Below are 25,349 nucleotides of genomic sequence, written 5' to 3'. Positions count from 1 at the left end.
GCGCTGATCCAGGGCTTCCAGCACCCCGCCCAGATCGAACTGACCGCACCGTACACACCGAGTTTCTTCACCGAGGTCGCAGGCGTCTGGGCGACCCGCGACAGCGAACCCGCGCAGGAGTTCGTGGTGCTCGCCTACCCGACGCTCGACGTGTCGCCGCAGACCGTCGCGCAGGCACAGGCGTGGCAGGCCGCCGAGGGCCACCCGGCCCCACTGCGCCGCCTCATGGCCGAGGGCAACGACCGGGTACAGCGCGCCCTGAAGGCGCGCGCCAAGGACGCCGCGGCTTCCTGAGCACAGACGAAGGGGCCGGACGCGTCGCGTCCGGCCCCTTCTCCGTTGCTGCCGTCTAGGGCTTGCCGGCCAGGCCGGTGAGCTGGGCGAGGCCGCTGACGAGGCCGCCGGCCAGGTCGCCGCCGCCGAACGCGGCCGCCATGGACAGCGCGGCCAGCTTGCAGTCGCGGTCCGACAGGCGCTTGCGGGCCAGCGAACCGGTCACGATCTCCAGCTGGCGCTGGCCCGGCGCGACGGCGATGAGCACCGACTCGGCCGGGTGGGCGAGCCGGGCGTGCAGCAGCTCGGCGCCCTCGCGCACCGGCTCGCTGACCTCGCCGACGTACACGCTGAAGGTCAGGCCGCTGTTCTCGTCGGCCTTGCGCAGCGCGTCGTCGAGCCGCAGCAGCTGACGGGTCGTGAACGGCCCGTCGAGCACCGCCGTGCTGGACACGGCGTAGTGGTCACCAGCGGTCACTTGCGCCCCCTGTCACGTCCACGACCGGCGCGATGTCGCCGGCCGCGGTCAGCTCCGCGCGGGCAGCCGCGTCCAGCGCCGCGTGCTGCGCCTCGGGGCCGTCCGATTCGGGCCGGGCGAGGAACCACACCGGCGCGAACTCGTACGGCCGACCGGGCCGGTACCGCTTGGCGTTGCGGCCACCGGCCGCATAGACCAGTGCAAAGATGATCCCGATCACCGCGAGCGGGATGCCTGCGTAGATCAGTAGATCAGGTAGATCTGGCGTGGACACCGTGAAGCCCCCCGGCTCGAGTCCTGATTAACGTCTCAACGCTAGCGGAGAGGACGCGGCCACCTGCTCAGGGGTGGTCGCGTGCCGTCTCAGTCACCCAGTCGCGACAGCTCGGCGAGCACCGTGGGCCAGGCCGCCGACAGCGGGTCGATGACCGCGTAGTGGGCCGCGCCGGGCACCGCGACGAGCCGGCTGCCCGGCTGCGCGACGGCGTACGCCTCGGCCAGCGTGATCGGCACGATCGCGTCCTGCACGCCGTGGACCAGCACCGTCGGGCTGGTCGGGGCGGGCAGGCGGACCGGGTCCAGATCTCCGCGGGTCGATGCGTCCGCGCCCAGGAAATCGACGACCGCCGCACCGTCGAGCCCGAGTTCCTGGGCCAGCCGGAGATCCGCCACCGGCCCCAGGGCCAGCGTACCGGCCTGCTGAGGCGCCGGCGCGGCGATCGCCGCCCACAGCACCAGGTGGCCGCCCGCCGAGTGCCCGACGGTGATCACTCGTCCGTCGTGTCCGCCCAGCTCACCGGGCATGACGGCGAGCGCCTCGGCGACGTCGCGCACGGTGGCGTCCGGATCGCCGGGCTCGCGGCGGTACTCGATCGACACCACCGTCCAGCCCGCGTCGCGGATCGCGGCGGCCATCGGACGGGTGTGGGCACGGTCATACTCCGGCCGCCAGAAACCGCCGTGCACGATCACGACCAGCGGTCGGACGGCGGCGCGGGCGTCGCCGCACCAGCCGTCGGCGACGTGCTCGGGCCGCGGGCCGTAGCGCAGGGCGAGATCAGGCGCGCTCGCCTCGCGCGTGAGCACCGACCGGTCCTCGCTCATGCCTCCTCCTCGCTCCGCCCGTCGTCCGCACCACCGAGCCGGTTGATTCGCTCGCTGTGCTCGCTCATGCCGCCCTCCCCAGGAAGGCCAGTGCGTTGCCGCCGAGCAACTTGGTGCGCTGGGCGTCGCTGAGGAAGTCGGACTTGCGCACCACCGCGCCGACCGGGCGCTCGCCCAGCGGGTACGGGTAGTCGCTGCCCAGCAGCACGCGGTCCTCCCCCATGGTGTCCACCAGCAACCGCAGCGCGGCCGGGTCGAACACCACGGTGTCGACGGAGAAGCGGTGCGTGTACTCGCTCGGCGGCAGCGCGGACTGGCCGCGTACCACGTCGCCCCGCCGGTGCCAGGCGTTGTCGGCCCGGCCCAGCCAGAACGGGAAGCTGCCGCCCCCGTGCGCGAAGCACAGCCGCAGCGTGTCCGGGACCTGGTCGAACACCCCGCCCAGGATCATCGACAGCACCGACAGGTGCGTCTCGGCGGGCATGCCGGTGAGCCAGCGGGCCATCCACCGGTCCAGGCGCGGCCCGGTCGGCATGTCCCACGGGTGTACGAACACCGGCGCCCCGACCTGCGCGCAGTGCTGCAGGAACTGGACGATGCCGGCGTCGTCGAGGTCCCGGTCGCCGACGTGGTTGCCGATCTCGACGCCGACGTGCCCGTTGGCCAGGCTGCGGTCCAGTTCGGCGCAGGCCAGGTCCGGGTCCTGCAGCGGCACCTGGCAGAACGGCACCAGCCGGTCGCCGCCCGCGCCGCAGACCTCCAGCGCCAGGTCGTTGAAGATGCGGGCCACCTTCATCGCCTGGTCGGCGGGGCGCTCATACGAGAAGAAGACCGGGGTGGGCGAGACGACCTGGATGTCCACGCCGTCGTCGGCCATGTCGGACAGCCGGGTCGGCGCGTCCCAGCACTGCGCGCCGATGGGCCGGAACTCGGTCTCCCCGATCATGATCATGGCGGCCCGCTCGGAGTCCACCCGCAGCCAGGGCCAGCCGTCGCCACCGCACGCGCTCGACAGCTCCGGCCAACCCTGGGGCACGACGTGGGTGTGCACGTCGACGACGGGCGACATCAGCCCTTGCCCGGGTGCAGCGTGCCGCACTTGGCGCAGGTGCGGGCCTGCTCGCTGCCGTAGAACGCGGTGAAGACCGGGGGCAGGTCGGCGACGATGTCACGCACCTGCAGCTCCACCTCGTGCACGATGTTCGCGCAGTTCGGGCAGTACCAGCGGAACTTCTCCAGCGTGCCCTCCTCGCGGACCCGCTCCATGACGAGGCCGATCGAGCCGGCCTCGCGCTGCGGCGAGTGCGGGGTGAGCCGGGGCAGCATCCACATGTGCCCCTCGGGCACGGTGATCGTCTGCGGGCCGTCCGGCGTCATCAGGTTGATCCGCAGGGTGCCCTTGATCTGGTAGAAGAACTCCTCGTACGGGTCCACGTGGAAGTCCGTGCGCTGGTTGGGGCCGCCGACCACCATCACGATGAAGTCGTCGCCCGTGGGGAACATCTGCTTGTTGCCGACCGGCGGCTTGAGCAGGTGCTGGTTGTCCTCGATCCAGCCGGGGAAGCTCACCGGCTCGGAAATCTCCGTCACTTCGATCCTCCTTCGGGCAGCAGTGCGACAGCCTGGATCTCGATCAGCAGGTGCGGGTGCGGGAGCTGGTGCACCGCGACCGTGGTGCGGGTGGGTCCGGTGGCGTCGAAGAACTCGCCGTACACCTCGTTGTACCCGCCGAAGTCGTTCATGTTGACCAGATACGTGGTGACCTGCACGAGATCGGAGAGGTCGGCACCGACCGAGCGCAGGATGTCGCCGATGTTCTCGATCACCGCGCGGGTCTGCTCGCGAATGTCGAGGCTGGTCGTGCCCATGGCATCGACCTGCGCCCCGGCGATGGTGTTGTCCGGGCGACGGCTGGACGTGCCGCTCACGAACGCGAACCCACCCGCGACCTTCACGTGCGGAAACCTCCCCCGCGGCGTGGCCTTGCCCACCACCACCTTCGCCCCGCTCACGCCGTCACCTCGTCGCACTCGATCTGCAGTTTCGGGGAAACTGCGTGAATCGCGGGCTCGATTCCGCCACTTTCCCCGAAACTGCGCCCGCGGGCGCCGAGGCGGCGGGCGGGGGTCATCGGGTCACCTTCAGGGAGGCGGTGCCGAGGCCTTCGACGGTGGCGCGCACGTGGGCGCCGGGCGTCAGCGGGACCGCGGCGGTGGCCGCGCCGGCCAGGAAGACCCAGCCGGGCTCCAGCGCCACGCCGTAGCGGGCGGTCAGGGCGCGGCCCTCGGCCAGCGCGCGGCGCGGGTCGCCGAGGATCGCCGCGGTCGAACCCGCCTGTACGACCTTGCCGTCGACCTCCAGCAGCACGCCGAGGTTGTCCACGCCGGCCGGCATCGGCTGCCACGGGCCGATCACGAAGGCCGCGCCCGAGGTGTTGTCGGCGACGACGTCGGGGTGGGTGAACCGGAAGTCCGCGTAGCGGGAGTCGATGATCTCCAGCGCGGGGGCGACGGCAGCGATGCCGTGCTCGCCGAGCAGGAACGCGATCTCCGGCTCGACGCGCGGGTGGATGAAGCCGTCCAGGCTCAGTTGCCCGCCGTCGGGCACGGCCATGGCGTCGGTGAGCCGTCCCCAGATCACCTCGTGCACGCCGACCTGCGCCATCTTGGCCCGGCTGGTCAGCCCCATCTTGATGCCGACCAGGCGCTGGCCGCGGTCGAGGCGGCGCGCGATCAGCGCCTCCTGGACCGCGTACGCGCCGTCCACGTCCAGCTCGTGGGCGAGGGTGAGCTGCGGGATCGCGGTGGCGTTGACCGCCGCGTCGTCCAGCAGCACGGCCATGTCGGAGACGCTCACTGCCCGCTCCTCGCTTCGCCCGTAGCCGACAGGACTGCGCTGCCCGTGATTCGCTCGCTGCGCTCGCTCATGGTTCCCTCCGCCGCCTGGACCAGGTCCAGGGCCACATCGACGATCATGTCCTCCTGGCCGCCGACCATGCGGCGGCGGCCCAGCTCGACCAGGATCGAGCGCACGTCCACGCCGTACTTCGCCGAGGCGCGCTCGGCGTGGCGCAGGAAGCTGGAGTAGACGCCCGCGTAACCGAGCGACAGCGTCTCCCGGTCGACCTGCACCGGGCGGTCCTGCAACGGGCGCACCACGTCGTCGGCGGCGTCCATCAGCGCGAACACGTCGCAGCCGTGCTGCCAGCCCATCAGCTCCGCGGTGGCCACGAAGACCTCCAGCGGCGCGTTGCCCGCGCCCGCGCCCATGCCCGCCAGGCTCGCGTCGACCCGCACCGGTACGCCGGGGCGGTCGCCGTGCTCCACGGCGACGACGCTGTTGGCGACGCCGAGCGACAGGTTGTGGTGGGCGTGGATGCCGACCTGCGTGGTCTCGTCCAGCACCTGCCGGTAGGCGTCGACCCGCTCGGCGACGTCGCGCATCAGCAGGCGGCCGCCGGAGTCGGTGACGTAGACGCAGTGCGCGCCGTACGACTCCATCAGTTTGGCCTGCTTGGCCAGCCCGGCCGGGTCGTTCATGTGCGACATCATCAGGAAGCCGGCGACGTCCATGCCGTTGTCCCTGGCCCAGCCGATGTGCTGGGCCGAGATGTCGGCCTCGGTGCAGTGCGTGGCGATGCGCACGCTGGTCACCCCGAGGTCACGCGCCGCCTTCAGGTCGGCGATGGTGCCGATGCCGGGCAGCAGCAGCGTGGTCAGCTTCGACCGGGTCATCACCTCGGCAGCCGCGGCGATCCACTCGGCGTCGGTCGCCGCGCCGTGGCCGTAGTTCACGCTGGAACCGGCCAGGCCGTCGCCGTGCGCCACCTCGATCGCGGCCACGCCCGCCGCGTCCAGCGCCGCGGCGATCTGCCGCACCTGGTCCACCGTGTACCGGTGCCCGATGGCGTGCATGCCGTCGCGCAGGGTCACGTCCTGTACGTAGATCTCCGTCATGCCGCCAACTCCATGCTCACACCGCGCCGTTTCTCGACCAGGCGCTCCGCCGTGCGCAGCGCCGCCGAGGTCATGATGTCCAGGTTCCCGGCGTACTCGGGCAGGTAGTGCCCCGCCCCGGAGACCTCCAGGAACACCGACACCTGCAGCGCGGGCCCGTCCAGCATCGGGACGGTGACCTCGTCGAACTGCACCTTCTGCTTGAGCCGGTAGCCGGGCACGTAGCCCTGCACCTGCTTGACCATGTCCTCGATCGAGGCCTCGATCGCGGCGCGGTCGGCGTCGGCGTCCGCGCACAGGCAGTACACGGTGTCGCGCATGAGCAGCGGCGGCTCGGCCGGGTTCAGCACGATGATCGCCTTGCCGCGTGCCGCCCCGCCGACGACCTCGATGGCGCGGGCCGTGGTCTCGGTGAACTCGTCGATGTTGGCCCGGGTGCCGGGGCCCGCCGAGCGCGACGCGATGGACGCGACGATCTCGCCGTACGCCACCGGCGTCACCGCGTGCACGGCCGCGACGATCGGCACCGTCGCCTGCCCGCCGCAGGTCACCATGTTCACGTTGGACTGGTCTAGGTGCTCGTCCAGGTTGACCGTGGGCACCACGTAGGGCCCGATCGCGGCCGGGGTCAGGTCGATCACGATCTTGCCGTGCTTACGCAGCACCTCGTCGTTGCGCCGGTGCGCCCCGGCCGACGTGGCGTCGAACACCACGTCCACCTCCGCGAACTCCGGCATCCCCACCAGCCCGTCCACGCCCTCGGCCGTGGTCGCCACCCCGAGCCGCGCAGCCCGCGCCAACCCGTCCGACTCCGGATCGATCCCGACCATCGCCACCATCCGCAGCGACCCACTCAGCCGCAACACCTTGATCATCAAATCGGTCCCGATGTTCCCCGACCCGATGACAGCCACTCCGGCCTTCACCGCACCCACCGCTCTTCCTGGTTGATCATGAACTTATGGCACGGCTCGACGGCGTGTCGCCGGAACAACTTCATGATCGACACGTCCGTCGCGCCTGGCCCTGCTGTGGAAGCCATGTGCGTCATCCGGCTTGGGCGGAGAAGCGGGTGCGGACGGAGCCGAGGCCCGAGATGCGGGCCTCGTAGGCGGCGCCCGGCGTGACCGGGACCATCGGGCCCAGGGCGCCGGAGAGGATCACGTCGCCCGCGCGCAGCGGGGTGCCCGCGGCGGCCATGGTCTCGGCGAGCCAGGCGACCGCGTGCAGCGGGTTGCCGAGGCAGGCCGCGCCCGCGCCGACGGAGACCGGCTCGCCCTCGTGCTCCAGGACCATGCCGCACAGGCGCAGGTCCACGCCGGGCAGCGGCACCGGCCGGTTGCCCAGCACGAACATCGCGCTGGAGGCGTTGTCGGCCACCGTGTCCACGATGGAGATGTCCCAGTTCGCGATGCGCGAGCCGACGATCTCGATCGCGGGCAGCAGGTGGTCGGTCGCCCGGACCACGTCGGCGACGGTGACCTGCTCGTGCGGCAGATCCCGGCCCAGCACGAAGGCGACCTCCGCCTCGACCTTGGGCTGCAGGATCCGGGTCACGTCGACCTCGGCCCCGTCGAAGGCGGCCATGTCGGCGAACAGCACCCCGAAGTCGGGCTGGCCGACGCCGAGCTGCCGCTGCACCGCCGGGTTGGTCAGCCCGATCTTCGCGCCGACGATGCGCCGCCCGGCCGCGACGGCCTGCTCGGTCATTGCCCGCTGCACCGCGTACGCCGAGGCCACGTCCCCGACCGGGAGCAGCCGCTCGCGCAGCGGGGCACACGGGGTGCGGGTCTCCTGCGCCTCGCGCAGCAGCCGGACCGCCTCGTCGACGGTTTCCTTGCCGATGGTCATGCTCACCTCTCGTGTCGTGGCCGCGGTCACGACAGGTCCACGCAGACGTTGGTCAGTTCCGAGTAGAAGGCCAGCGAGTGCACGCCGCCCTCGCGGCCCACCCCCGAGGCTTTCACGCCGCCGAACGGGGTGCGCAGATCGCGCAGGAACCAGGTGTTCACCCAGACCAGCCCGGCGTCCAGGCGCGACCCGGCGCGGTGCGCCCGGCCGACGTCCCGCGTCCACACCGTGCTCGCCAGTCCGTACGCGCTGTCGTTGGCCAGCGTGTACGCCTCGTCCTCGTCGTCGAACGGCATCAGGCTGCACACCGGTCCGAAGATCTCCTCGCGGTTGACCCGGGCGTCCTGGGCCAGCCCGGTCAGCACGGTCGGCTGCACGTACGCGCCGCCGTCGCGGGCGTCGCCGAAGCTCGGCACCCCGCCTCCGGCCAGCACCGTCGCACCCTCGGCGCGGGCCAGGGCGTAGTAGCCGAGCACCTTGTCCCGGTGCTGCCGCGAGATCAGCGGCATGTTCACCGTGGCCTGCTCGTGCGGCCAGCCGAAGGCCAGCTCGGCGGCCTGCTTGGCGAGCCGGTCGGCGAACTCGTCGAAGACCGAGCGGTGCACGTACAGCCGCTCGGTGCACAGGCAGACCTGGCCGCCGTTGGTGAAGCTGGACCGCACCGAGCCGGCCACCGCCGCGTCCAGGTCGGCGTCCGGGAAGACCAGCCCGGCGTTCTTGCCGCCCAGCTCGAACGAGACCGCCTTCACGCCGTCGGCCGCGGCGCGCATGATCGCGCTGCCGGTCGCCGACTCGCCGGTGAACGTGATCGCGTCGACGCCCGGGTGCTTGGTCAGGAACTCGCCCGCCGAGTCCGGGCCGAAGCCGTGCACCAGGTTGAACACGCCCTCGGGCACGCCTGCGGCGGCCATCACCTCGGCCAGCAGCGTGGCCGAGGACGGGGTCTCCTCCGACGGCTTGACGATCACCGCGTTGCCGCAGGCCAGCGCCGGGGCGAGCTTCCAGGTGAGCAGCAGCAGCGGCAGGTTCCAGGGCACGATGATCGCGACCACGCCGACCGGCTTGCGCACCGCGTAGTTCAGCGCGCGGCCGCCGGCCGCCGTCGTGGTCATGAACGATTCGGTGGGCGCGGTCGCCACGATGTCGGCGAAGGCCCGGAAGTTGGCCGCGCCGCGCGGGATGTCGAGGGTACGCGCCTGCGAGATGCTCTTGCCGGTGTCCGCGACCTCGGCCGTGACCAGGTCGTCGAAGCGCCGCTCCAGCTCGTCGGCGACCCGGCGCAGCACCGCCGCGCGCTCGCCCTCGCTCATCCGCCCCCACGGCCCGTGCAGGGCCTTGCGAGCGGCGCTGACCGCCGCGTCCACGGTCGACGCGTCCGCCTCGGCCACGTCGAAGATCTTCTCGCCGGTCACCGGCGACACCTTCGCGAACGTCTTGCCCGTCGCGACGAACTCCCCGCCGACGAAGTTGCGCAGCAGCCCCGGCTCACCCGCCGGGCGGCCGGTCATCAGGATGGGGTCCCAGTTCATGCTCCCGTGCCCTTCCGGAAGGCGTATGCGGCCAGCGCGCCCACGGCCAGCACCGCCGCGCCCGCCGCCGCGGCGAGCAGCCGCTGCTGACGGCGCACCCGCTGCTGCACCTGGGCGTACGGCGTGGTCGAGAACGACACCAGCTCGTAGCGCGACACGTACCGGCCGGGCAGCGCCCGCTCCAGCGCGTGCTCGACCTTCTTCTGCGCCTGGAACACCGGGGAGGCGACCTTGTCCCGCATCTCGACGAAGTTCTCCAACGCCATCTGCGCGATCGCCTCGGTGTTCTCGCGGCGGCGCGCCTCGAACTCGGGCAGCGCCCGGTCCCAGTCGTCGCCGGTCTCGTCGAGGATGTGATCCAGCTCGACGACGTCCTCGAAGGCGCAGTTCGCGCCCTGGCCGTAGAACGGCACGATGGCGTGCGCGGCGTCGCCGAGCAGGCCCACCCGGCCGTACGCATGCCACGGGCTGCACCGGACCGTGCCCAGCACGCCCACCGGGTTGTGCAGGTAGTCGTCGACCAGGTTCGGGGCCAGCTCGATCACGTCCGGGTACACCTGCGCGAAGTGCTTCTCGATCGCAGCCGGGCTGCTCAGCGACGCGAACGCGTTGGTGCCGCCGGTCGGCCAGAACAGGGTGCAGGTGAAGGAGCGGTCCGGGTTCGGCAGCGCGATCATCATCGACGCGCCGCGCGGCCAGATGTGCAGCGCGCCCGGGTCCATCGCGAACTCGCCGTCGCGGGCCGGGATGGTCAGCTCCTTGTAGCCGTGCTCCAGGAAGTCCAGGCTCTCGGTCAGCCCGATGTGGGCGAGCAGCTGCCCGCGCACCGCCGAGCTGAAGCCGTCGGTGCCGATGACCACGTCGGCCTGCGCCTCGACCACACCGTGCGGGGTGTCGAAGCGCATCTCGCCCGTCTTCGGGTCCAGGCCCACCAGGCGGTGGTCGAAGTGCGCCGACACGTTCGGCCGCGTGGTGGCCGCCTCCAGCAGGGCGTTGTTCAGCGCGCCGCGGCTGATCGAGTTGATCGCCCGCTCGCCGTCGCTGCTGTAGGGCTGGAAGCCCGGCTCACCCTCGACCGGGTGGATCATCCGGCCGCGCATCGGCAGCGCGTCGGCCATCACCGAGCGGTCCAGGTCGATGCGGCGCAGCGCGTCCAGGCCACGCTCGGACAGCGCCAGGTTGATCGAGCGGCCACGCTCGACCTTGCCGGTACGCGGGTCCGGGCGGCGCTCGTACATCGTCACGGTGTAGCCCCGGCGGGCCAGGTAGCAGGCCAGCAGGCTGCCCGCCAGCCCCGCACCGACGACGGCGACAGTCTTGTTCTCGGTCATGCCTTCTCCTCGCTCCGCTCGTCGGCGGCACGACTGCCGGTCCACCTGATTCGCTCGTCGCGCCCGCTCATGCCTTCTCCCCGCCGAGCGGGAAGATCGCAGCGAGCGCCCGGGCGACCCGCCAGCAGTCGTGATAGGTCGAGTACAGCGGCACCGGCGCGAAGCGCACGATGTCGGGCTGGCGTGCGTCGGCGATCACACCGTGCTCGTGGCGCAGCCGCCGGGCCAAGTCGTTCGCGCCCAGCTCGGTGGTCCGCACCGACAGCTGGCATCCCCGCCGCTCCGGGTCACGCGGCGTCACCTGGGCCAGCGGCCGTCCCGGCAGCACCTCGTCGAGCAGGCTCTCCAGGTATGCCGTCAGCCGCAGGCTGCGCTCGCGCAGCGCGTCCATGCCGACCTTGTCGAACAGGTCGAGGGAGGTGCGCACCGGGCCCATCGCGAAGATCGGCGGGTTGGAGATCTGCCACGCCTCGACCGTGGCCGGCGGGCGCGAGGTCGGCGTCATCTCGAACCGGGTCGACGCCTCGGTGCTCCACCAGCCCTCGAAGCGGGGCAGGTCCGGGTCGCCGAGGTGGCGCTCGTGCACGAACACGCCGCCGAGCGCGCCGGGGCCGGAGTTCAGGTACTTGTACGAGCACCAGGCCGCGAAGTCGACGTCCCACTCGTGCAGCCGCAGCGGCACGTTGCCCGCCGCGTGCGCGAGGTCCCAGCCGACGACCGCGCCCGCGGCCCGGCCCGCCGCGGTGATCGCGGGGATGTCCATCAGCTCGCCGGTGAGGAAGTTGACCCCGCCGAGCATGACCAGCGCGACCGAGTCGCCCTCGTCGCGCAGGAACGCCAGCACGTCCTCGGTGCGCAGGGTGTCCTCCCCGGCGCGCGGGCGCAGCCGTACCACGGTGGTGTCGGGGTCCAGGCCGTGGAAGCGGGCCTGGCTGCGCACCGCGTAGCTGTCGGACGGGAACGCCGCGTCCTCGATCACGATGCGGGTGCGGGCGCCAGCGGGGCGGTAGAACGACACCATCAGCAGGTGCAGGTTGACCGTCAGCGAGTTCATCACCACGGCCTCCGCGGGCAGCGCGCCGACCAGGCGCGCCGCCTGCTCGGTCAGCAGCTCGTGGTACGGCAGCCACGGCCGCGCCGCGTCCAGGTGCCCCTCCACCCCGAGCGTCGCCCAGGCGTCGAGGTCCTCGACCAGCTCGTCGCGGGTGGCCCGGGGCTGCAGCCCCAGCGAGTTGCCCGCCATGTACGCCGTCTCCGCGTACCCCCCGCCCTCGGCCGGCGGAACCCGGAACAGCTCCCGGTGGCCGGGATCGACCTGGTCCCGACGCCGGGCGTCTTCCTCAGTGAACGTCATGCTGCTCTCGCTGTTGTCTCGAATGTCGTCCTGATCAGGAGGTTATGGCACCGACACGCCGTCGACCCGTGCCATAAGTTCATGATCACGCTTTACATGGCGGTGCGGGCGGTCCAGATCTCGGGGAAGACCGTGCGGGCCATGCTGCGCTGGAGCCAGGCGTAGCCGTTGGAGCCGCCGCTGCCGACCTTCGCGCCCATCGTGCGCGCCACCGCCTTGAGGTGCCGGTGCCGCCAGTCGTCGAAGCGCTCGGCCACCTCGGTCAGCGCCTCGCCGAGCATCCGCAGGTGGTTGTCCGGACCCTCGTTCTCGTAGATCTGCACCCACGCCGCCTCGACCGCCGGGTGCGCCTCGTGCTCCACCGCGAAGTCGCGGGTCAGCAGCTCGGCGGGGATGTCGAAGCCCTGGCGGGACAGCAGCGCGATCACGTCGTCCCACACGCTCGTGCCGTTCAGCGACGCCAGCAGGTCGTGGTAGACCTCGTCCTGGCGCTGGAACGGGCGGATCAGCGACGCGGTCTTCAGCCCGAGCAGGAACTCCAGGTGCCGGTACATCGCCGACTGGAAGCCCGAGCCCTCACCGAGCAGGTTGCGGAACCGGTTGAAGTCGGCCGGCGTCATCCAGTGCAGCGCGTTCCAGGCCGCGTTCAGCCCGTCCAGGTGCAGCGCGGTACGCCGCAGCGGGGCGAGCGCGCCCCACACGTCGTCCTCGGCCAGCAGCCGCTGCGTCTCCCGCAGCTCGAAGCGCACCAGCCCGAAGTACAGCTCCATCACCTGGCTGATCATGAGGAAGGACATCTCGCCCGGGTCCTTGCTCAGCGTCTGCTGCAGCGTGTGCAGGGTGCTCGCATGCACGTACGCGTCATACGGCGTGCGCTGGGCGAACTCCAGGGTCGGCTCACCGCCGTTGGCTTCGGCGCGCTCGGCGCGTTCCTGCGCGGTCGCCGGGCGTACGGCTGCGGTCGTCGTCGATGGAGCGGTCACGCGTTCCTCCAGGTGCTCTGGTCAACGTCATGATGTCTCCGTGAGGCCCTCGGATGGAATGCCGAATCAACGGCACTCGGGGCGATCCGCTTAACGTTCATACTGGGGTAGGGGCGTTTCGTTTACGAAGGGAAAGCGCGTCGTGGACGACATGGATTGGGCGCTGCTGCGCGAGCTGCAGGAGGACGCTCGGCTGTCCTTCAGTGAGCTGTCCCGGCGGGTGCACCTGTCCCCGCCGGCGGTCGCCGAGCGGGTGCGGCGACTGGAGGAATCCGGCGTGATCGCCGGTTATCGGGCGCACGTGGACCTGACCGCGGCCGGCCGGCCGGTCGTCGCGCTGATCCAGATGTCCTGCTACGGCGCGGGTTGCGTGCTGCGCGACCCGTCGGTGCCCGAATGGCCGGAGATCCTGGAGATCCACCGCATCACGGGCGACGCCTGCAGCGTCCTCAAGGTCGCCGCGACCTCGATGGACGCCTTCGAAGCCCTCATCGACCGCCTGGCCCCCCACGGCCGCCCCTCCAGCACCCTCATCCTCTCCACCCCTCTCGCCTGGCGCCCCCTCACCCCACCCACCGCCTCCTGACCCGCCCTCCTCCGGGCCGCCCCGCCCTCCGGGCTGGCCCGCCGCCCTGCCCTACCGCCCGCCGCCCCGCGATCCCGGCGCCCGGCGGTCCCGGCGCCCGGCGCCCGGCGGCCCGGCGCCCGGCGGCCCGGTCATGATCACTCGACTTGCCAGGCAAGTGGGCGAATGGGCGGTCAAGATACGCACGGGTGCCAGGCAAGTCGGGCGATCTTGGTGCGATCCGCGACCCGGCGACCGCGATCCGCGAGGCGATGGGCGGGTCGCCCGGCGTCCGTTTCGGGCCTTTTTTCATGTTTCGGGGGGTGTGGGGTGATGGGTGGATGAGAGGATTTGGGCTAGCCCGGGGTGATCGGGCGGGATAACCGATTTGGGGGAAACATGCGGTCTGCTCTCCGGGTGGCGGCCGGTGCCGTGGCGCTGGCCGTCGCGGCGCTCACCGCGCCGGCGCCCGCGCACGCCGAGGGTGTCTTCGTCGAGGTCAACCCGAGCACGATCCAGGCCGGCTTCCAGGTCGCGATCCGCGCCAGCTGCGGCGACGCGCTGAACAACGCGAAGGTGCACTCCGAGGCGTTCGGCACGGTCACCGTGGAGCCGGTCAACGTGTACCTGATCGCGGCGGCCACGGTGCCCGAGAAGAAGAAGGCCGGCGGCTACAACGTGAAGCTGACCTGTCCGAGCCGGCAGACCGCCACCACCACGCTGTGGGTGGTCAACCACGACAGCCCGCAGCACGGCCCCAACACCGGCGGCGGCGCGCTGGCCGGGGACGGCGGCGCGACGCTGATCGGCGCGGGTGCCACGGCGATGGGCCTGGGCCTGGGCGTGCTGCTGCTGTCGCGACGGCGCGGGCGCGGCCCGCTGACCCCCGCCTGACGCCGTGCTGCGCCGTCTGCGCGGGCCGCTGGCCGTGGTGCTGCTCCTGGTCGGGATGTTCAGTGTCGGCATCGGGCTGGGCAAGGCCAACGGCTTCTCGTTCGCCGAACTGTTCCGAGGACCCGGCAAGGCTCCGCCGGGCGAGTTCCCGGTGCTCGGCCCGAGCCGCCCGCTGCGGATCCAGATCCCGACGATCAAGGTCAAGGCGTACATCCACGGGGTTGGCCTGGACGAACGCGGCGCGATCGACACCCCCTCGCTGCTGCTGCGCAACGAGGCCGGCTGGTTCGACGACGGGCCCTCCCCCGGGCAGTACGGGCCGGCGATCATCGTCGGGCACGTGGACACCAAGGACAAGCCCGGCGTATTCCACCGCCTCGACGAGCTGAAGCCCGGCGCGAAGATCGAGATCACGCGCCGGGACAACCGGGTCACCGTGTTCGAGGTCAACACGGTCGAGCGGTTCAGCAAGCAGAGCCTGCCCGTCGACCGGATCTACCACGACTACACCCGGCCCGGGCTACGGCTGATCACCTGCGGTGGGCGCTGGGTGGGTGGCGAGCTGGGCTACGCGGACAACATCGTGGTGTTCGCGAGCCTTGTCAGTGCCCACAAGGCCTGAACCTCAGACCGTCTCCAGCCACTGCGCCCAGCGCGGGTCCGGGGTGCGGTGGCCGAGCACGCGCCAGATCGCGCCGTGCGGCACCGTGGGCTTCATGGGAAGACGCCAGCCGAGGTCGGCCAGCGTCTTGTCGCCCTTGTGATGGTTACAGCGTGCGCAGGCGGCGACCACGTTCTCCCAGGCGTGCTGCCCGCCCTTGGATCGCGGGTGCACGTGGTCGATCGTCTCGGCGGGGCCCTGGCAGTAGACGCAGCGCCCGCCGTCGCGCGCGAATATGGCGCGCCGGGACAGGCCGACCTGGGTGCGATAGGGCACCCGCACGTATCGGGTGAGTTTGGCGACCAGGGGGACCGGCACCCGGGCGCGAGAGCTGTGCAGCACCCCGTCGCCGTCGGCGACGCAGACGGCCTTGCCCGAGAGAATGAGAATGGCGGCCCGGCGCACGGACACGACACACAGCGGTTCATAGGTCGCGTTGAGGAGCAACGCGGCGGAGGCGGCTGTGGGTCGTATGTCAGGCATCGGTCTCACCCTCCGGCGGCACAGTCACGTCATCGCGTCATTGTGACCATCGTCCCCGATTGATCTGGTGAATGCACCTACAATTTGCGGCGGTCTCATGAATTCTCAGCCGCGTTATGCCCTGCTCATTGGCATATGCGAGGAAAGTCCACCAAGGCCGCCCGCACCACCGACCGACTGATGAGGTAGCCAGTTAGCCATGCCGTTGAGCCTTCTCGCCCCCGACCCCTCGGAGACCCCCTCCACCGCGTGCCTGCAGGACCCCATCTGCAAGGGCGTCTACAACTTCTCCGACTCGCAGTGGCTGGCCGACGGCGGCTACTACATCCTCATCAAGCCGCTGCGCATCATCGTCATCATTCTCGTGGCGATGATCGCCCGCGCGCTGCTGAATCACACGATCAACAAGATCGTGGCACGCACCGCGCAGGGCAAGGTGCCGACGATGCTGCGGCCGATCCGGGAGAAGGTGCCGGTCTCGGTACTGAACGCCGGGAGCATGTTCCCCGAGCGCCGGCGCCAGCGCGCCGAGGCCATCGGCTCGGTGCTCAAGAGCATGGTCACCGTGGCGGTGTTCTCGGTCGCCTTCCTGATCGTGCTCAGCGAGTTCTCCATCAATGTCGGCCCGCTCATCGCCAGCCTCGGCATCGTCGGCGTGGCCCTCGGCTTCGGCGCGCAGTCACTGGTCAAGGACCTGATCGCGGGCCTGTTCATGCTGCTGGAGGACCAGTACGGGGTGGGCGACGTGATCGACACCGGCGAGGCGATCGGTGTGGTCGAGTCGGTCGGCCTGCGCACCGTCACCATCCGCGACGCCCGTGGCGTGATCTGGTACGTGCGCAACGGCGAGATCGTCCGCGTCGGCAACAAGAGCCAGGGCTGGGCCACCGTCATGATCGACGTGCCGATCGGCTTCGTCGGCGTGGAGGAGGCGACGTCGGTGCTGCGCGAGGCGGTCGACGCCTTCTCGCGCGATCCCGAGTGGTCCGCCGACTTCGTGGAGCCGCCGCAGGTGCTGGGCGTCGAGAGCATCAGCGTGGACGGCGCGGTGATCCGCACCGTCTGCAAGACCTCCGCCGACCGGCAGTGGGACCTGCAGCGGGAGATACGCCGCCGGCTCACTGAAGCGCTCGAGGCCTCGGGCATCGCGGCGCAGATGCAGGCGACCCGCTCGCTGCGGGCACCGGTGCCCGCTGAGGAGCCGACAGCCCCCTGACCGGACAGCGTGGCATCAGCCGTAGAGGCTAGCGCTTTATCCACCGATCGGGCAGAATCAACCGACGACATCCCTTCTGGGACGGTCATTCGGCGTGACTCTGCGACAGGATGGCGGTCCTCGACACCAATGTCGTGATCGATGGAGGACCATCCGGTGGTGCACCACCCCACTCGCACCAACACACCCCCGCCGAACGATCCGCCCGGCTCGCAACCCGAGCACCGCGCGACCTTCGGTGAGGTGCTCGCCATCCGCGAGTACCGGGGCATGCTCGGTGCGAGCGTGCTGTCCTGGATCGGCGACTACCTGGCCAAGGCCGCGGTCACCACGCTGGTCTACGAGCAGACGCAGTCGGCCGGCATGGCCGCGGCGACCTTCGCGATCAGCTTCGCGCCGTGGGTGCTGCTGGGCCCGATGCTGGCCGCGGTCGCCGAGCGGTACCCGTACCGCTCGGTCATGATCGTCAGTGATCTGGCGCGGATGGTGCTCATCGCGCTGGTCGCGGTGCCCGGCCTGCCGGTCCCGGTCCTGATCGGCCTGCTCTTCCTCACCGCCCTGGGCAACCCGCCCTACGAGGCCGCCCGCTCCGCGCTGTATCCGGCCATCCTCACCGGCGACCGCCTGGTGGTGGGGATATCGCTGAACATCAGCGCGGGCCAGGCCGCCCAGATCGGCGGCTACCTCGCCGGCGGCCTGCTGGCCGCCATGAACCCGCGGATGTCGCTGCTGCTCGACGCCGGCACCTTCGCCGTCTCGGCGCTGCTGCTGACGTTCGTGGTGCGGCACCGACCTGCGATGGGCAACCCGAGCGCGCGCCGCAACCTGGTCCGGGAGACCGCCGACGGCTTCCGGGTGGTCTTCGGGATCCCCGCGCTGCGCGCCATCGCCGTGCTCGTCTTCAGCGTGACCCTGTTCGCGATCGTGCCGGAGGGCCTCGCCGCGGTCTGGGCACACCACCTGACGCTCGACGGAGATTCCGAGCGCGGCTTCGCGCAAGGCATGATCATGCTCGCCAATCCGGCCGGTTACGTGCTGGGCGGCATCGTGGTCGGCCGGTTCATGGCACCGCACGTGCGCCGGTCGCTGATCCGGCCGCTGGCCGTGCTCACCCCGATCATGCTGGTCCCGGCGCTGCTCAACCCGTCACTGTTCGCGGTGTGCCTGATGGCGGCGGCCTGCGGCTTCTGCCTGGCCGGCATGCTGCCCACCATCAACGCGCTGTTCGTGCAGGCGCTGCCGAACGTCTACCGGGCCCGCGCGTTCGGCGTGATGCAGGGCGGCGTGCAGGTGATGCAGGGCGGCGCGGTGCTGATCACCGGCGTGCTGGCCAACCACTGGCCCCTGCACCAGGTCATCGGCCTGTGGAGCGTGGCCGGTGTGGTGCTGGTGCTGGTGGCGCTCAGCGCGTGGCCGCCGCACGAGCGCTTCACCGCAGCCATCGAGCGCGCCCGGCGGCTCAACGAGGCTCCGGTCGCCGGGTAGCCTAGGGCTGGTGAGTGACCAGCCCGCCGCCCCCGCGTCGACCGCCCTCCCGACTCCGAACTACTTCGAGCTGCTCGGCGGTGAGGACGCCTTCCGACTGCTCGTGGACGAGTTCTACGCCGGCGTCGCGACCGACCCGGTGATGCGCCCGATGTACCCGGAGGAAGACCTCGGCCCGGCCAACGAGCGGCTGCGGCTCTTCCTGATCCAGTACTGGGGCGGCCCGACCACCTACTCGCAGGAGCGCGGGCACCCCCGGCTGCGGATGCGGCATGCCCCGTTCGTCATCGGCAGCGTCGAGCGCGACGCCTGGCTGCGCCACATGCGCCACGCCGTCGACGTCCTCGAACTCAGCCCCGAGCTGGACAAGATGCTGTGGGACTACCTGGAGCGGGCAGCGTTCTTCATGGTGAACGCTGATCACTGAGCAGCACTGAGTGACCTTGGGCACCCTTCTCGACTGACCAGCCGGGAAGGGTGCCCTTCTTTTCGGTCGCCTCGTTAACCAGGGGAGGAATGCCCGGATTTGCGAGGAGACGTCCTGATGCGCCATCGCGTGGTATCGCTGGCCGCCCTGGCCGCGATGGCCCTACCCGCCGCCGTGTGGGCGGCCGAACCCCAGGCCCCGGCCGAGAACCTGAAACCGCGCGCCGTGCGCACCGTGGACGAGGATCCCGCCGACTGGACGCCGCATATTCTCGACGGCGAGGTGCACGCGCTGGCCGTCGTCGGGCAGATCGTCGTGGTCGGCGGCGACTTCACCAGGGTGAGCGACAACGCCGGCACCGAGGAGTACGAGCGCGAGCACCTGTTCGCCTTCGACCTGCACACCGGGGCCGTGCTCGACTTCGACCCGGACGTGGACGGCATGGTCTATTCGCTGACCCCCGGCCCGGACAACTCGGTGTTCGTCGGCGGCTCGTTCGAGGAGATCGACGAGGAGGAGCAGCGCGGGCTCGCCCGGCTAGACCTGGCCACCGGCGAGCAGGTCGAGGGCTTCGACGCCTCGATCAACTGGGGCGACGTGCGCGGGCTGGCCGTCGACGGACCGTGGCTCTACCTCGGCGGTTCGTTCACCGCGGTCAACGACGTGCCGCGGCGCGGCCTGGCCCGGATCGACGCGCTCACCGGCCTGGTGGACCCGGTGTTCGACGCGCGGCTGGACGCCCCGGAGATCGGCCGGGTGAAGGTCGAGGACATCGCGATCTCGCCGGCCGGTGACCGGCTGCTGGCGATCGGCGCGTTCACCCGGGTCGGGTCGGCCCGCCGGGTGCAGGCCGCGATGTTCGACCTGACCGGCAACCCGTCGAAGGCCGCCAACTGGTCGACCGACGCGTACGTCCCGCTGTGCCGGGAGGGCTTCGACACCTATATGCGTGCGGCCGACTTCTCCCCCGACGGCGAGTACTTCGTCATCGTCACCACCGGCCGGCTCAGCGGCTACGAAATCAACTGCGACACGGCAGCCCGGTTCGAGACCTACGCCACCGGCAAGGTCCGCCCCACCTGGGTCAACCACACCGGCGGCGACTCGCTGTACGCCGTCGAGATCGTGGGCGGCGCCGTCTACGTCGGCGGGCACCAGCGCTGGCTGGACAACCCGTACGGCATGGAGTCCGCCGGGCCGGGTGCGGTGGAGCGCCCCGGCGTCGCCGCGATCGACCCGGTGACCGGGATGGCCCTGCCCTGGAACCCGACCCGCAGCCGCGGCGTGGGCGTGCGCGCGTTCGCCACCACCCCGCAGGGCCTGCTGGTGGGCTCGGACACCGACGAGCTCGGCCGCGAGTACCACGGCCGGATCGGCCTGTTCCCCCGCACCGGCTGAAGCGGTGACCGGCCGCCTGCGGGCTGCCGGAGCGGCTCGGACGAGATCAGCCGCCTGCCCGGGTGTACGAGACCCGGACAGGCGGCTGTCGCCGTCAGAGGGCCCTGCGGCGGTGGAGTGACGTCCTCAGAGCAGCAGGCCGCCGTCGCTGTGCATCCAGTCCACGAAGGTGGTGGACACCGAGGCGGCGCAGTCGAGCAGCTCCATCAGCAGCGCGTCGTGCACGCCGGAGCGCAGGGGCACCTGCCACTCGGCGTAGATCGGCAGTTGGCCGCGCTCGGTGGGGTCGCCCACGTAGGCCTTGGCGAAGCGGCGGGTGTGGTTCCACTCGTTGACCGCGCGGTAGGCGAGGTCGGCCAGCTCCGGCGGCACGGTGGCGTGCGGACGGGCCCGGATCACCAGGATCTCGTCGTCAGGCCCCTCGACCGCGAACAGCAGGGCGTGGCGCTCCCAGAGCGCCAGCAGGCTCTCCTCCCCGTCGGAGAGGTAGCGGATGTCGAGCAGGTCGAGGGTGGCGGCGATGCGGCGCAGGTTGACCTGTGGTGTCTCGGCCGGCGCCAGGGTCGTCGGCGCCGGTGGCAGGCTGTCCATCATGGACAGATCGTCCGGCACCTCGAAGAGGCTGCGTTGTTGCGGGACCGTACGCGGACGCGCCGTCCCCGCCGTCGACTGACCCACCCGCAAGCGTTGCCACGAAAACCACGCCATGCCCATGCTCCTGTCCGACCGTAGCCTGAAGCCGACAGATCAATGCTGAGGGAGATTGCTCGCCTACCCTCAGTTCCATCCCCGGCGAGGAGGCTACCCGTACAGCCGTCTTTCGTCATCCCCTTACCGAAGGTCCCGGGCTGAACAGACGATGTCCGATCAACCGATCGACCGACTTGCAATCGGCCGTACGGACAACACGGGTGCCCGGAACCACGCTGTGCCATAGGAACCGGCGAGTCCCGTCCATGTCCCGGCGGTGACCACGGTCACCTCCTCGGCACCGAGGAAGCCCATCCGCACCAACCCTTGCACGAGCCGCTGCGGCACGGCGAACGCCACGCCGTCCACATCGGACGTTCCGCTCACCACGATGTGGTCCAGGAGCGCGTCGCGCAACACCCGCTGCCCGACGACACGGCCCTTGAGGCCGGTGGACTCGACATCGCGCAACGCCTGCGCGGCGGACGCCGCCACCCCGCCGACCACGGTCGCGGGCAGCCGCTCGACGGCCGTGACGGTCGCCGGGGGCAGCGCGCCGCGCCACCGGTCGTCCAGCACCGGCGGCTCCGCGACGCCCTCCAGCAGCGCCGAGGCCGCGGCCACCCGGTCGCGGTCCACGCTGCCGGCGACGGTGCGGGTGACCAGCACACCCCACGGCAGCGACGCCCACAGCGCCACCCGGTCCGGCCCGGCCGGACGCAGCCGCACCAGCGTCGCCGGGTCCAGCCGCAGCAGCCGGCGCAGGAACACCGCCGCGTCGGCGCGGTCGCTCAGGTCGACAGCCATGGCTTCAGGAAACTCTGCTCGGCCTCGCTCATCCGGCGCGGCCGCTGCTTGTCCAGGTCGTACGGCACCAGCACGGACCGGGCCCGGCTGGCCAGCAGGTCCCCGTCGAACAGCTCGTAGCAGACGGTGAACCGGGACGATTTGAGATCGGCGATCCACAGTTCGATGCGCACCGGGTCGCCGTAGTCGACGGGCCGCAGGTAGTCCACCTCGTGCCGGGACACCACGATGCCCTCCTCGAAGGAGGTCACTCCGGCCTCCCGGGCGCCGACGAACATCATCGCGACCCGGGCCTCCTCGTACAGGGTGAGGAAGCGCGCGTTGTTGACGTGCCCGTACGCATCAAGATCGGACCACCGCAGCGCGCAGTGGTAGGTGAATCTCATGGTTCTCCCACTCGCCTTGATCGTTCGGCCTGCCGGTCGCTCGCGCGACCGGCAGGCCGGTGGATCTTCAAGATCCGGATCAGTCGCGCGTCAGCCTGCGGTGGGTGACCCGGTGCGGGCGGGCGGCCTCGACACCCAGGCGCTCGATCTTGTTCTTCTCGTACGACTCGAAGTTGCCCTCGAACCAGAACCACTTCGACTCGTTCTCGTCGGTGCCCTCCCACGCCAGGATGTGGGTGGACACGCGGTCGAGGAACATCCGGTCGTGGGAGATGACCACGGCGCAGCCGGGGAACTCCAGCAGCGCGTTCTCCAGGCTGGAGAGCGTCTCCACGTCCAGGTCGTTGGTGGGCTCGTCGAGCAGCAGCACGTTGCCGCCGATCTTGAGCGTCAGCGCCAGGTTGAGCCGGTTGCGCTCGCCGCCGGACAGCACGTTGACCGGCTTCTGCTGGTCCGGGCCCTTGAAGCCGAACGCGGCCACGTACGCCCGCGACGGCATCTCGACCTTGCCGACCATCAGGTAGTCCAGGCCGTCGGAGACGACCTCCCACACGGTCTGCGAGCTGTCCAGGCCGGCCCGGTTCTGGTCGACGTACGACAGCGTCACCGTCTCGCCGACCCTGACCGCGCCGTCGTCCGGCTTCTCCAGCCCGACGATGGTCTTGAACAGGGTGGTCTTGCCGACACCGTTGGGGCCGATGATGCCGACGATGCCGTTGCGCGGCAGCGAGAACGACAGGTTCTCGATGAGCACCCGCTCGCCGAAGCCCTTGACCAGGTCCTTGGCCTCGATCACCGTGTTGCCCAGGCGCGGGCCCGGCGGGATCTGGATCTCCTCGAAGTCCAGCTTGCGGGTCTTCTCAGCCTCGGACGCCATCTCCTCGTACCGGTCCAGACGGGCCCGGGACTTGGTCTGGCGCGCCTTGGCGTTGCTGCGCACCCACTCCAGCTCCTCGGAGAGCCGCTTGCGCATCTTGGCGTCCTTGCGGCCCTCGATCGACAGACGCGCGGCCTTCTTCTCCAGGTAGGTGGAGTAGTTGCCCTCGTACGGGTACGCGCGCCCGCGGTCGAGCTCGAGGATCCACTGGGCCACGTTGTCCAGGAAGTACCGGTCGTGGGTGATCGCGATCACCGTGCCGGGGTACTTCGCCAGGTGCTGCTCCAGCCAGAGCACGCTCTCGGCGTCCAGGTGGTTGGTGGGCTCGTCGAGCAGCAGCAGGTCGGGCTGCTCCAGCAGCACCTTGCACAGCGCCACGCGGCGCTTCTCGCCACCGGACAGCGGGCCGACCGGCAGGTCGGGCTCCGGGCAGCGCAGCGCGTCCATGGCCTGCTCGAGCTTGGAGTCGAGGTCCCACGCGTCACTGTGGTCCAGCTGCTCCTGGAGCCGGCCCATCTCGTCCATGAGCTCGTCGGAGTAGTCGGTCGCCATCAGCTCGGCGATCTCGTTGAAGCGCGCGAGCTTGGCCTTGGTGTCGGCGACGGCGAGCTCGATGTTCTGCAGCACGGTCAGCGACTCGTCCAGGCGGGGCTCCTGCGCCACCATGCCGACGGTGTAACCGGGCATGAGCCGGGCCTCGCCGTTGCTGGGGATGTCCTGGCCGGACATGATCCGCAGAAGGCTCGACTTACCCGCGCCGTTCGGACCGACCACGCCGATCTTGGCACCCGGCAGGAAGTTGAGCGTGACGTTGTCGAGCACAACCTTGTCGCCGTGCGCCTTGCGTGCCTTCTCGAGCGTGTATATGAACTGGGCCACGGTCGGGCCAACCCCCTTCAGACAGTCTTCGTGTCAATACTCCCAGGTGGCCCCGCGACCCGGGACATGGGGCCGTGTGAGGTGGCTCGCTCGGCCCCGGACGTGCCCCGACCCGGACACAAGGTTTCGCAGGGCACGAGGTGGGCATCACGCAGCGGGTTGTGATCAAAGCGCAGCGCTGGGATGATCTACACGTATCGCCATCGCGTGTCGCGCCGATGATCCACCTTCCAGAGGACTTCAGTAGTCTCAGAGGATGGCCCACGATCCACCGATCGGAGGAGAGGCAGCGATGGTCGATCGCAGTCCGTTCGTTGTCGTCGCAAACCGGCTGCCCGTGGACGAAGTGACCACGGACACCCCGGGAGGCCGCGTCACCGGTTCCGGAGATTCCCGCCGCCGATGGCGGCGCAGCCCCGGCGGACTCGTCACCGCCCTGCACCCGGTGCTCGTCGAGCGCCACGGCACGTGGATCGGCTGGTCGGGTTCGCCCGGTTCGGCGCCGGACCCGTTCGAGCTGGACGGGATCAATCTGCGCCCGGTGCCGCTTTCGGAAGAAGACCTCGAGCGCTACTACGAGGGCCAGTCCAACGCCACCATCTGGCCGCTCTACCACGACAACGTCGAGCCACCGGTCTTCCGCCGCCGCTGGCGGGAGGCCTACCGGGTGGTCAACCGGCGCTACGCGGAGGCCGCCGCGGAGGTCGCCGCCGAGGGCGCCACCGTGTGGGTGCAGGACTATCAGCTGCAGTTGGTCCCCGCGATGCTGCGGGAACTGCGCCCCGACCTCAAGATCGGCTTCTTCCTGCACATCCCGTTCCCGCCGATCGAGCTGTTCATGCAGCTGCCGCAGCGCGCCGAGGTGCTGCGCGGCCTGCTCGGGGCCGACCTGGTCGGCTTCCAGCAGCGCCTGGCCGCGCAGAACTTCATCCGGCTGGCCCGGCATCTGCTCGGCACGCCGTACCACGGCAATGTGATCGAATATGAGGGCCGGCAGGTCAAGGCGGACGCCTTCCCGATCTCGATCGACGTGGGCGAGATGCAGCGTCTCGCGGACAACCCACTTGTCCGGGAGCGGGCGGTGCAGATCCGGGCCGAGCTGGGCGACCCCAAAACGGTCATTCTGGGCGTGGACCGGCTCGACTACACCAAGGGCATCGAGCACCGCCTGAAGGCATATCGCGAGCTCCTGGCCGCAGGGCGGCTGTCCGTGCCGGAATCGGTGATGGTGCAGGTCGCGACGCCGAGCCGGGAAAGGGTCGAGCACTACCAGGCACTTCGCATCAAGGTCGAGCGCGAGGTGGGCCGGATCAACGGGGATTTCGGCCGCGTCGGCGTGCCTGCCGTGCATTACCTGCACCAGTCGTACAGTCGCAGTGAGTTGGCCGCGCTCTACTGCGCGGCCGACGTCATGATGGTGACCCCGTTGCGGGACGGTATGAACCTGGTGGCCAAGGAGTACGTGGCGGCACGCTTGGAGCATGGTGGCGCACTCGTGTTGAGCGAGTTCGCGGGCGCGGCCGGAGAGCTGCGGCAGGCGTTCCTGTGCAATCCCCACGATCTGGACGCGGTCAAGGACGCACTCATGCGCGCGGTCACCGTCGACGAGCACGAGGCCCGGCGCCGGATGAGCGTGATGCAGCGGCACCTGCGCCGCCACGACGTGGCGCGCTGGGCGTCAGACTTCCTGACCGAACTGGGAGCAATACCATGACCCTGGGC

General features: G+C 70.7%; 27 protein-coding genes and 1 pseudogene. 9 read left to right on the top strand and 19 right to left on the bottom strand.

Annotated elements, in window-relative coordinates; all coding sequences use genetic code 11:
- Positions 1-294 (top strand): annotated as a pseudogene (locus tag FLL47_RS43195) (aminopeptidase N); the annotation flags it as partial.
- Between the two features lie 55 nt (positions 295-349).
- On the opposite strand, the gene FLL47_RS30695 reads toward FLL47_RS43195, so the two are convergent.
- The 14 genes from FLL47_RS30695 to FLL47_RS30630 form a co-directional block, all read right to left on the bottom strand.
- The gene (locus tag FLL47_RS30695; protein WP_144125304.1) at positions 350-751 is read right to left on the bottom strand and encodes a DUF5130 family protein; all 402 of its coding nucleotides are present in this window, start codon (positions 749-751) and stop codon (positions 350-352) included.
- Positions 738-1,025, bottom strand: a complete 288-nt coding sequence (ctaJ, locus tag FLL47_RS30690) for an aa3-type cytochrome oxidase subunit CtaJ (protein ID WP_144125300.1) — start codon at positions 1,023-1,025, stop codon at positions 738-740. Before ctaJ ends, FLL47_RS30695 begins: the two co-directional genes overlap by 14 nt.
- An 89-nt stretch (positions 1,026-1,114) precedes the next feature.
- A complete protein-coding gene (locus FLL47_RS30685) occupies positions 1,115-1,855 on the bottom strand; it encodes an alpha/beta hydrolase (protein ID WP_144125297.1) in 741 nt (246 codons plus the stop codon).
- Positions 1,856-1,919: 64 nt separating this feature from the next.
- Positions 1,920-2,927, bottom strand: coding sequence for an amidohydrolase family protein (locus FLL47_RS30680; protein WP_186316004.1), 1,008 nt, complete (start codon positions 2,925-2,927; stop codon positions 1,920-1,922).
- Positions 2,924-3,445, bottom strand: a complete 522-nt coding sequence (locus FLL47_RS30675; RefSeq protein WP_144125291.1) for a 3-hydroxyanthranilate 3,4-dioxygenase — start codon at positions 3,443-3,445, stop codon at positions 2,924-2,926. Before FLL47_RS30675 ends, FLL47_RS30680 begins: the two co-directional genes overlap by 4 nt.
- Positions 3,442-3,885 (bottom strand): RidA family protein, encoded by a 444-nt coding sequence (locus FLL47_RS30670; protein ID WP_144125288.1) that lies wholly within the window; start codon positions 3,883-3,885, stop codon positions 3,442-3,444. The genes FLL47_RS30675 and FLL47_RS30670 overlap by 4 nt, the downstream gene beginning before the upstream one ends.
- 97 nt (positions 3,886-3,982) lie before the next feature.
- A complete protein-coding gene (locus FLL47_RS30665) occupies positions 3,983-4,696 on the bottom strand; it encodes a 2-keto-4-pentenoate hydratase (protein ID WP_144125415.1) in 714 nt (237 codons plus the stop codon).
- Between the two features lie 11 nt (positions 4,697-4,707).
- Positions 4,708-5,811: a 4-hydroxy-2-oxovalerate aldolase gene (dmpG, locus tag FLL47_RS30660; RefSeq protein ID WP_246158864.1), complete on the bottom strand. Its 1,104-nt coding sequence runs from the start codon at positions 5,809-5,811 to the stop codon at positions 4,708-4,710.
- On the bottom strand, positions 5,808-6,737 hold the full coding sequence (locus FLL47_RS30655; protein ID WP_144125413.1) for an acetaldehyde dehydrogenase (acetylating): 930 nt from the start codon (positions 6,735-6,737) through the stop codon (positions 5,808-5,810). Before FLL47_RS30655 ends, dmpG begins: the two co-directional genes overlap by 4 nt.
- 121 nt (positions 6,738-6,858) lie before the next feature.
- A complete protein-coding gene (locus tag FLL47_RS30650; protein WP_144125284.1) occupies positions 6,859-7,662 on the bottom strand; it encodes a 2-keto-4-pentenoate hydratase in 804 nt (267 codons plus the stop codon).
- A gap of 26 nt (positions 7,663-7,688) precedes the next feature.
- The gene (locus tag FLL47_RS30645) at positions 7,689-9,191 is read right to left on the bottom strand and encodes a 2-hydroxymuconic semialdehyde dehydrogenase (RefSeq protein WP_246158862.1); all 1,503 of its coding nucleotides are present in this window, start codon (positions 9,189-9,191) and stop codon (positions 7,689-7,691) included.
- Positions 9,188-10,522, bottom strand: coding sequence for an FAD-dependent oxidoreductase (locus FLL47_RS30640; protein ID WP_144125281.1), 1,335 nt, complete (start codon positions 10,520-10,522; stop codon positions 9,188-9,190). The genes FLL47_RS30645 and FLL47_RS30640 overlap by 4 nt, the downstream gene beginning before the upstream one ends.
- Positions 10,523-10,589: 67 nt before the next feature.
- The gene (kynU, locus tag FLL47_RS30635; protein WP_144125278.1) at positions 10,590-11,876 is read right to left on the bottom strand and encodes a kynureninase; all 1,287 of its coding nucleotides are present in this window, start codon (positions 11,874-11,876) and stop codon (positions 10,590-10,592) included.
- A gap of 92 nt (positions 11,877-11,968) precedes the next feature.
- Positions 11,969-12,859 (bottom strand): tryptophan 2,3-dioxygenase, encoded by an 891-nt coding sequence (locus FLL47_RS30630; protein ID WP_144125275.1) that lies wholly within the window; start codon positions 12,857-12,859, stop codon positions 11,969-11,971.
- A 142-nt stretch (positions 12,860-13,001) separates the two neighbouring features.
- Between FLL47_RS30630 and FLL47_RS30625 the strand changes: the two genes are divergently transcribed.
- From FLL47_RS30625 to FLL47_RS30615, 3 genes are all read left to right on the top strand, one after another.
- The gene (locus tag FLL47_RS30625; RefSeq protein ID WP_144125272.1) at positions 13,002-13,445 is read left to right on the top strand and encodes an Lrp/AsnC family transcriptional regulator; all 444 of its coding nucleotides are present in this window, start codon (positions 13,002-13,004) and stop codon (positions 13,443-13,445) included.
- Between the two features lie 378 nt (positions 13,446-13,823).
- On the top strand, positions 13,824-14,318 hold the full coding sequence (locus FLL47_RS30620; protein ID WP_144125268.1) for a hypothetical protein: 495 nt from the start codon (positions 13,824-13,826) through the stop codon (positions 14,316-14,318).
- 4 nt (positions 14,319-14,322) lie between these two features.
- Complete coding sequence (locus tag FLL47_RS30615; protein WP_144125265.1) at positions 14,323-14,940, top strand: class F sortase; 618 nt, start codon at positions 14,323-14,325, stop codon at positions 14,938-14,940.
- A gap of 3 nt (positions 14,941-14,943) precedes the next feature.
- Here the strand turns inward: FLL47_RS30615 and FLL47_RS30610 are convergent, their stop codons facing one another.
- On the bottom strand, positions 14,944-15,462 hold the full coding sequence (locus FLL47_RS30610; protein ID WP_144125262.1) for an HNH endonuclease: 519 nt from the start codon (positions 15,460-15,462) through the stop codon (positions 14,944-14,946).
- 199 nt (positions 15,463-15,661) lie between these two features.
- On the opposite strand from FLL47_RS30610, the gene FLL47_RS30605 reads away from it, so the two are divergent.
- The 4 genes from FLL47_RS30605 to FLL47_RS30590 all read left to right on the top strand — a co-directional run bounded on the left by FLL47_RS30605 (position 15,662) and on the right by FLL47_RS30590 (position 19,988).
- A complete protein-coding gene (locus FLL47_RS30605) occupies positions 15,662-16,678 on the top strand; it encodes a mechanosensitive ion channel family protein (RefSeq protein ID WP_144125259.1) in 1,017 nt (338 codons plus the stop codon).
- A gap of 159 nt (positions 16,679-16,837) precedes the next feature.
- Entirely contained in the window at positions 16,838-18,163 is a 1,326-nt protein-coding gene (locus FLL47_RS30600) for an MFS transporter (RefSeq protein ID WP_246158860.1), read from the top strand.
- Positions 18,164-18,173: 10 nt separating this feature from the next.
- On the top strand, positions 18,174-18,590 hold the full coding sequence (locus FLL47_RS30595; RefSeq protein ID WP_144125253.1) for a globin: 417 nt from the start codon (positions 18,174-18,176) through the stop codon (positions 18,588-18,590).
- Between the two features lie 117 nt (positions 18,591-18,707).
- The gene (locus FLL47_RS30590) at positions 18,708-19,988 is read left to right on the top strand and encodes a PKD domain containing protein (RefSeq protein ID WP_144125250.1); all 1,281 of its coding nucleotides are present in this window, start codon (positions 18,708-18,710) and stop codon (positions 19,986-19,988) included.
- Positions 19,989-20,114: 126 nt separating this feature from the next.
- On the opposite strand, the gene FLL47_RS30585 is transcribed toward FLL47_RS30590, so the two are convergent.
- The 4 genes from FLL47_RS30585 to ettA all read right to left on the bottom strand — a co-directional run bounded on the left by FLL47_RS30585 (position 20,115) and on the right by ettA (position 23,627).
- Entirely contained in the window at positions 20,115-20,582 is a 468-nt protein-coding gene (locus FLL47_RS30585; protein ID WP_120321434.1) for a type III secretion system chaperone family protein, read from the bottom strand.
- Positions 20,583-20,855: 273 nt separating this feature from the next.
- On the bottom strand, positions 20,856-21,485 hold the full coding sequence (locus FLL47_RS30580; RefSeq protein ID WP_144125247.1) for a DUF8185 domain-containing protein: 630 nt from the start codon (positions 21,483-21,485) through the stop codon (positions 20,856-20,858).
- A complete protein-coding gene (locus tag FLL47_RS30575; protein WP_144125244.1) occupies positions 21,470-21,871 on the bottom strand; it encodes an acyl-CoA thioesterase in 402 nt (133 codons plus the stop codon). The genes FLL47_RS30580 and FLL47_RS30575 overlap by 16 nt, the downstream gene beginning before the upstream one ends.
- A gap of 79 nt (positions 21,872-21,950) precedes the next feature.
- A complete protein-coding gene (gene ettA / locus FLL47_RS30570; RefSeq protein ID WP_144125241.1) occupies positions 21,951-23,627 on the bottom strand; it encodes an energy-dependent translational throttle protein EttA in 1,677 nt (558 codons plus the stop codon).
- Positions 23,628-23,919: 292 nt separating this feature from the next.
- On the opposite strand from ettA, the gene FLL47_RS30565 reads away from it, so the two are divergent.
- The gene (locus FLL47_RS30565) at positions 23,920-25,341 is read left to right on the top strand and encodes an alpha,alpha-trehalose-phosphate synthase (UDP-forming) (RefSeq protein ID WP_144125238.1); all 1,422 of its coding nucleotides are present in this window, start codon (positions 23,920-23,922) and stop codon (positions 25,339-25,341) included.
- The last annotated feature ends 8 nt before the right edge of the window (positions 25,342-25,349 follow it).

The sequence above is a fragment of the Catellatospora sichuanensis genome (assembly GCF_007483665.1).
GTDB classification, from domain to species: Bacteria; Actinomycetota; Actinomycetes; order Mycobacteriales; family Micromonosporaceae; genus Catellatospora; species Catellatospora sichuanensis.
The sequence above is the reverse complement of the archived record's forward strand: the minus strand, read 5'-3'. Positions and strand labels throughout refer to the sequence as shown.

What these genes read in the sequence shown, in the direction of transcription:
- FLL47_RS30645 (WP_246158862.1), bottom strand. Translation starts at nt 9,191, where the DNA reads ATGAACTGGGACCCCATCCTGATGACCGGCCGCCCGGCGGGTGAGCCG.
- FLL47_RS30650 (WP_144125284.1), bottom strand. Translation starts at nt 7,662, where the DNA reads ATGACCATCGGCAAGGAAACCGTCGACGAGGCGGTCCGGCTGCTGCGC.
- FLL47_RS30605 (WP_144125259.1), top strand. Translation starts at nt 15,662, where the DNA reads ATGCCGTTGAGCCTTCTCGCCCCCGACCCCTCGGAGACCCCCTCCACC.
- FLL47_RS30610 (WP_144125262.1), bottom strand. Translation starts at nt 15,462, where the DNA reads ATGCCTGACATACGACCCACAGCCGCCTCCGCCGCGTTGCTCCTCAAC.
- FLL47_RS30665 (WP_144125415.1), bottom strand. Translation starts at nt 4,696, where the DNA reads ATGGCCGTGCTGCTGGACGACGCGGCGGTCAACGCCACCGCGATCCCG.
- FLL47_RS30575 (WP_144125244.1), bottom strand. Translation starts at nt 21,871, where the DNA reads ATGAGATTCACCTACCACTGCGCGCTGCGGTGGTCCGATCTTGATGCG.
- FLL47_RS30565 (WP_144125238.1), top strand. Translation starts at nt 23,920, where the DNA reads ATGGTCGATCGCAGTCCGTTCGTTGTCGTCGCAAACCGGCTGCCCGTG.
- kynU (WP_144125278.1), bottom strand. Translation starts at nt 11,876, where the DNA reads ATGACGTTCACTGAGGAAGACGCCCGGCGTCGGGACCAGGTCGATCCC.
- FLL47_RS30580 (WP_144125247.1), bottom strand. Translation starts at nt 21,485, where the DNA reads ATGGCTGTCGACCTGAGCGACCGCGCCGACGCGGCGGTGTTCCTGCGC.
- FLL47_RS30640 (WP_144125281.1), bottom strand. Translation starts at nt 10,522, where the DNA reads ATGACCGAGAACAAGACTGTCGCCGTCGTCGGTGCGGGGCTGGCGGGC.
- FLL47_RS30590 (WP_144125250.1), top strand. Translation starts at nt 18,708, where the DNA reads ATGCGCCATCGCGTGGTATCGCTGGCCGCCCTGGCCGCGATGGCCCTA.
- FLL47_RS30620 (WP_144125268.1), top strand. Translation starts at nt 13,824, where the DNA reads ATGCGGTCTGCTCTCCGGGTGGCGGCCGGTGCCGTGGCGCTGGCCGTC.
- dmpG (WP_246158864.1), bottom strand. Translation starts at nt 5,811, where the DNA reads ATGACGGAGATCTACGTACAGGACGTGACCCTGCGCGACGGCATGCAC.
- FLL47_RS30585 (WP_120321434.1), bottom strand. Translation starts at nt 20,582, where the DNA reads ATGATGGACAGCCTGCCACCGGCGCCGACGACCCTGGCGCCGGCCGAG.
- FLL47_RS30685 (WP_144125297.1), bottom strand. Translation starts at nt 1,855, where the DNA reads ATGAGCGAGGACCGGTCGGTGCTCACGCGCGAGGCGAGCGCGCCTGAT.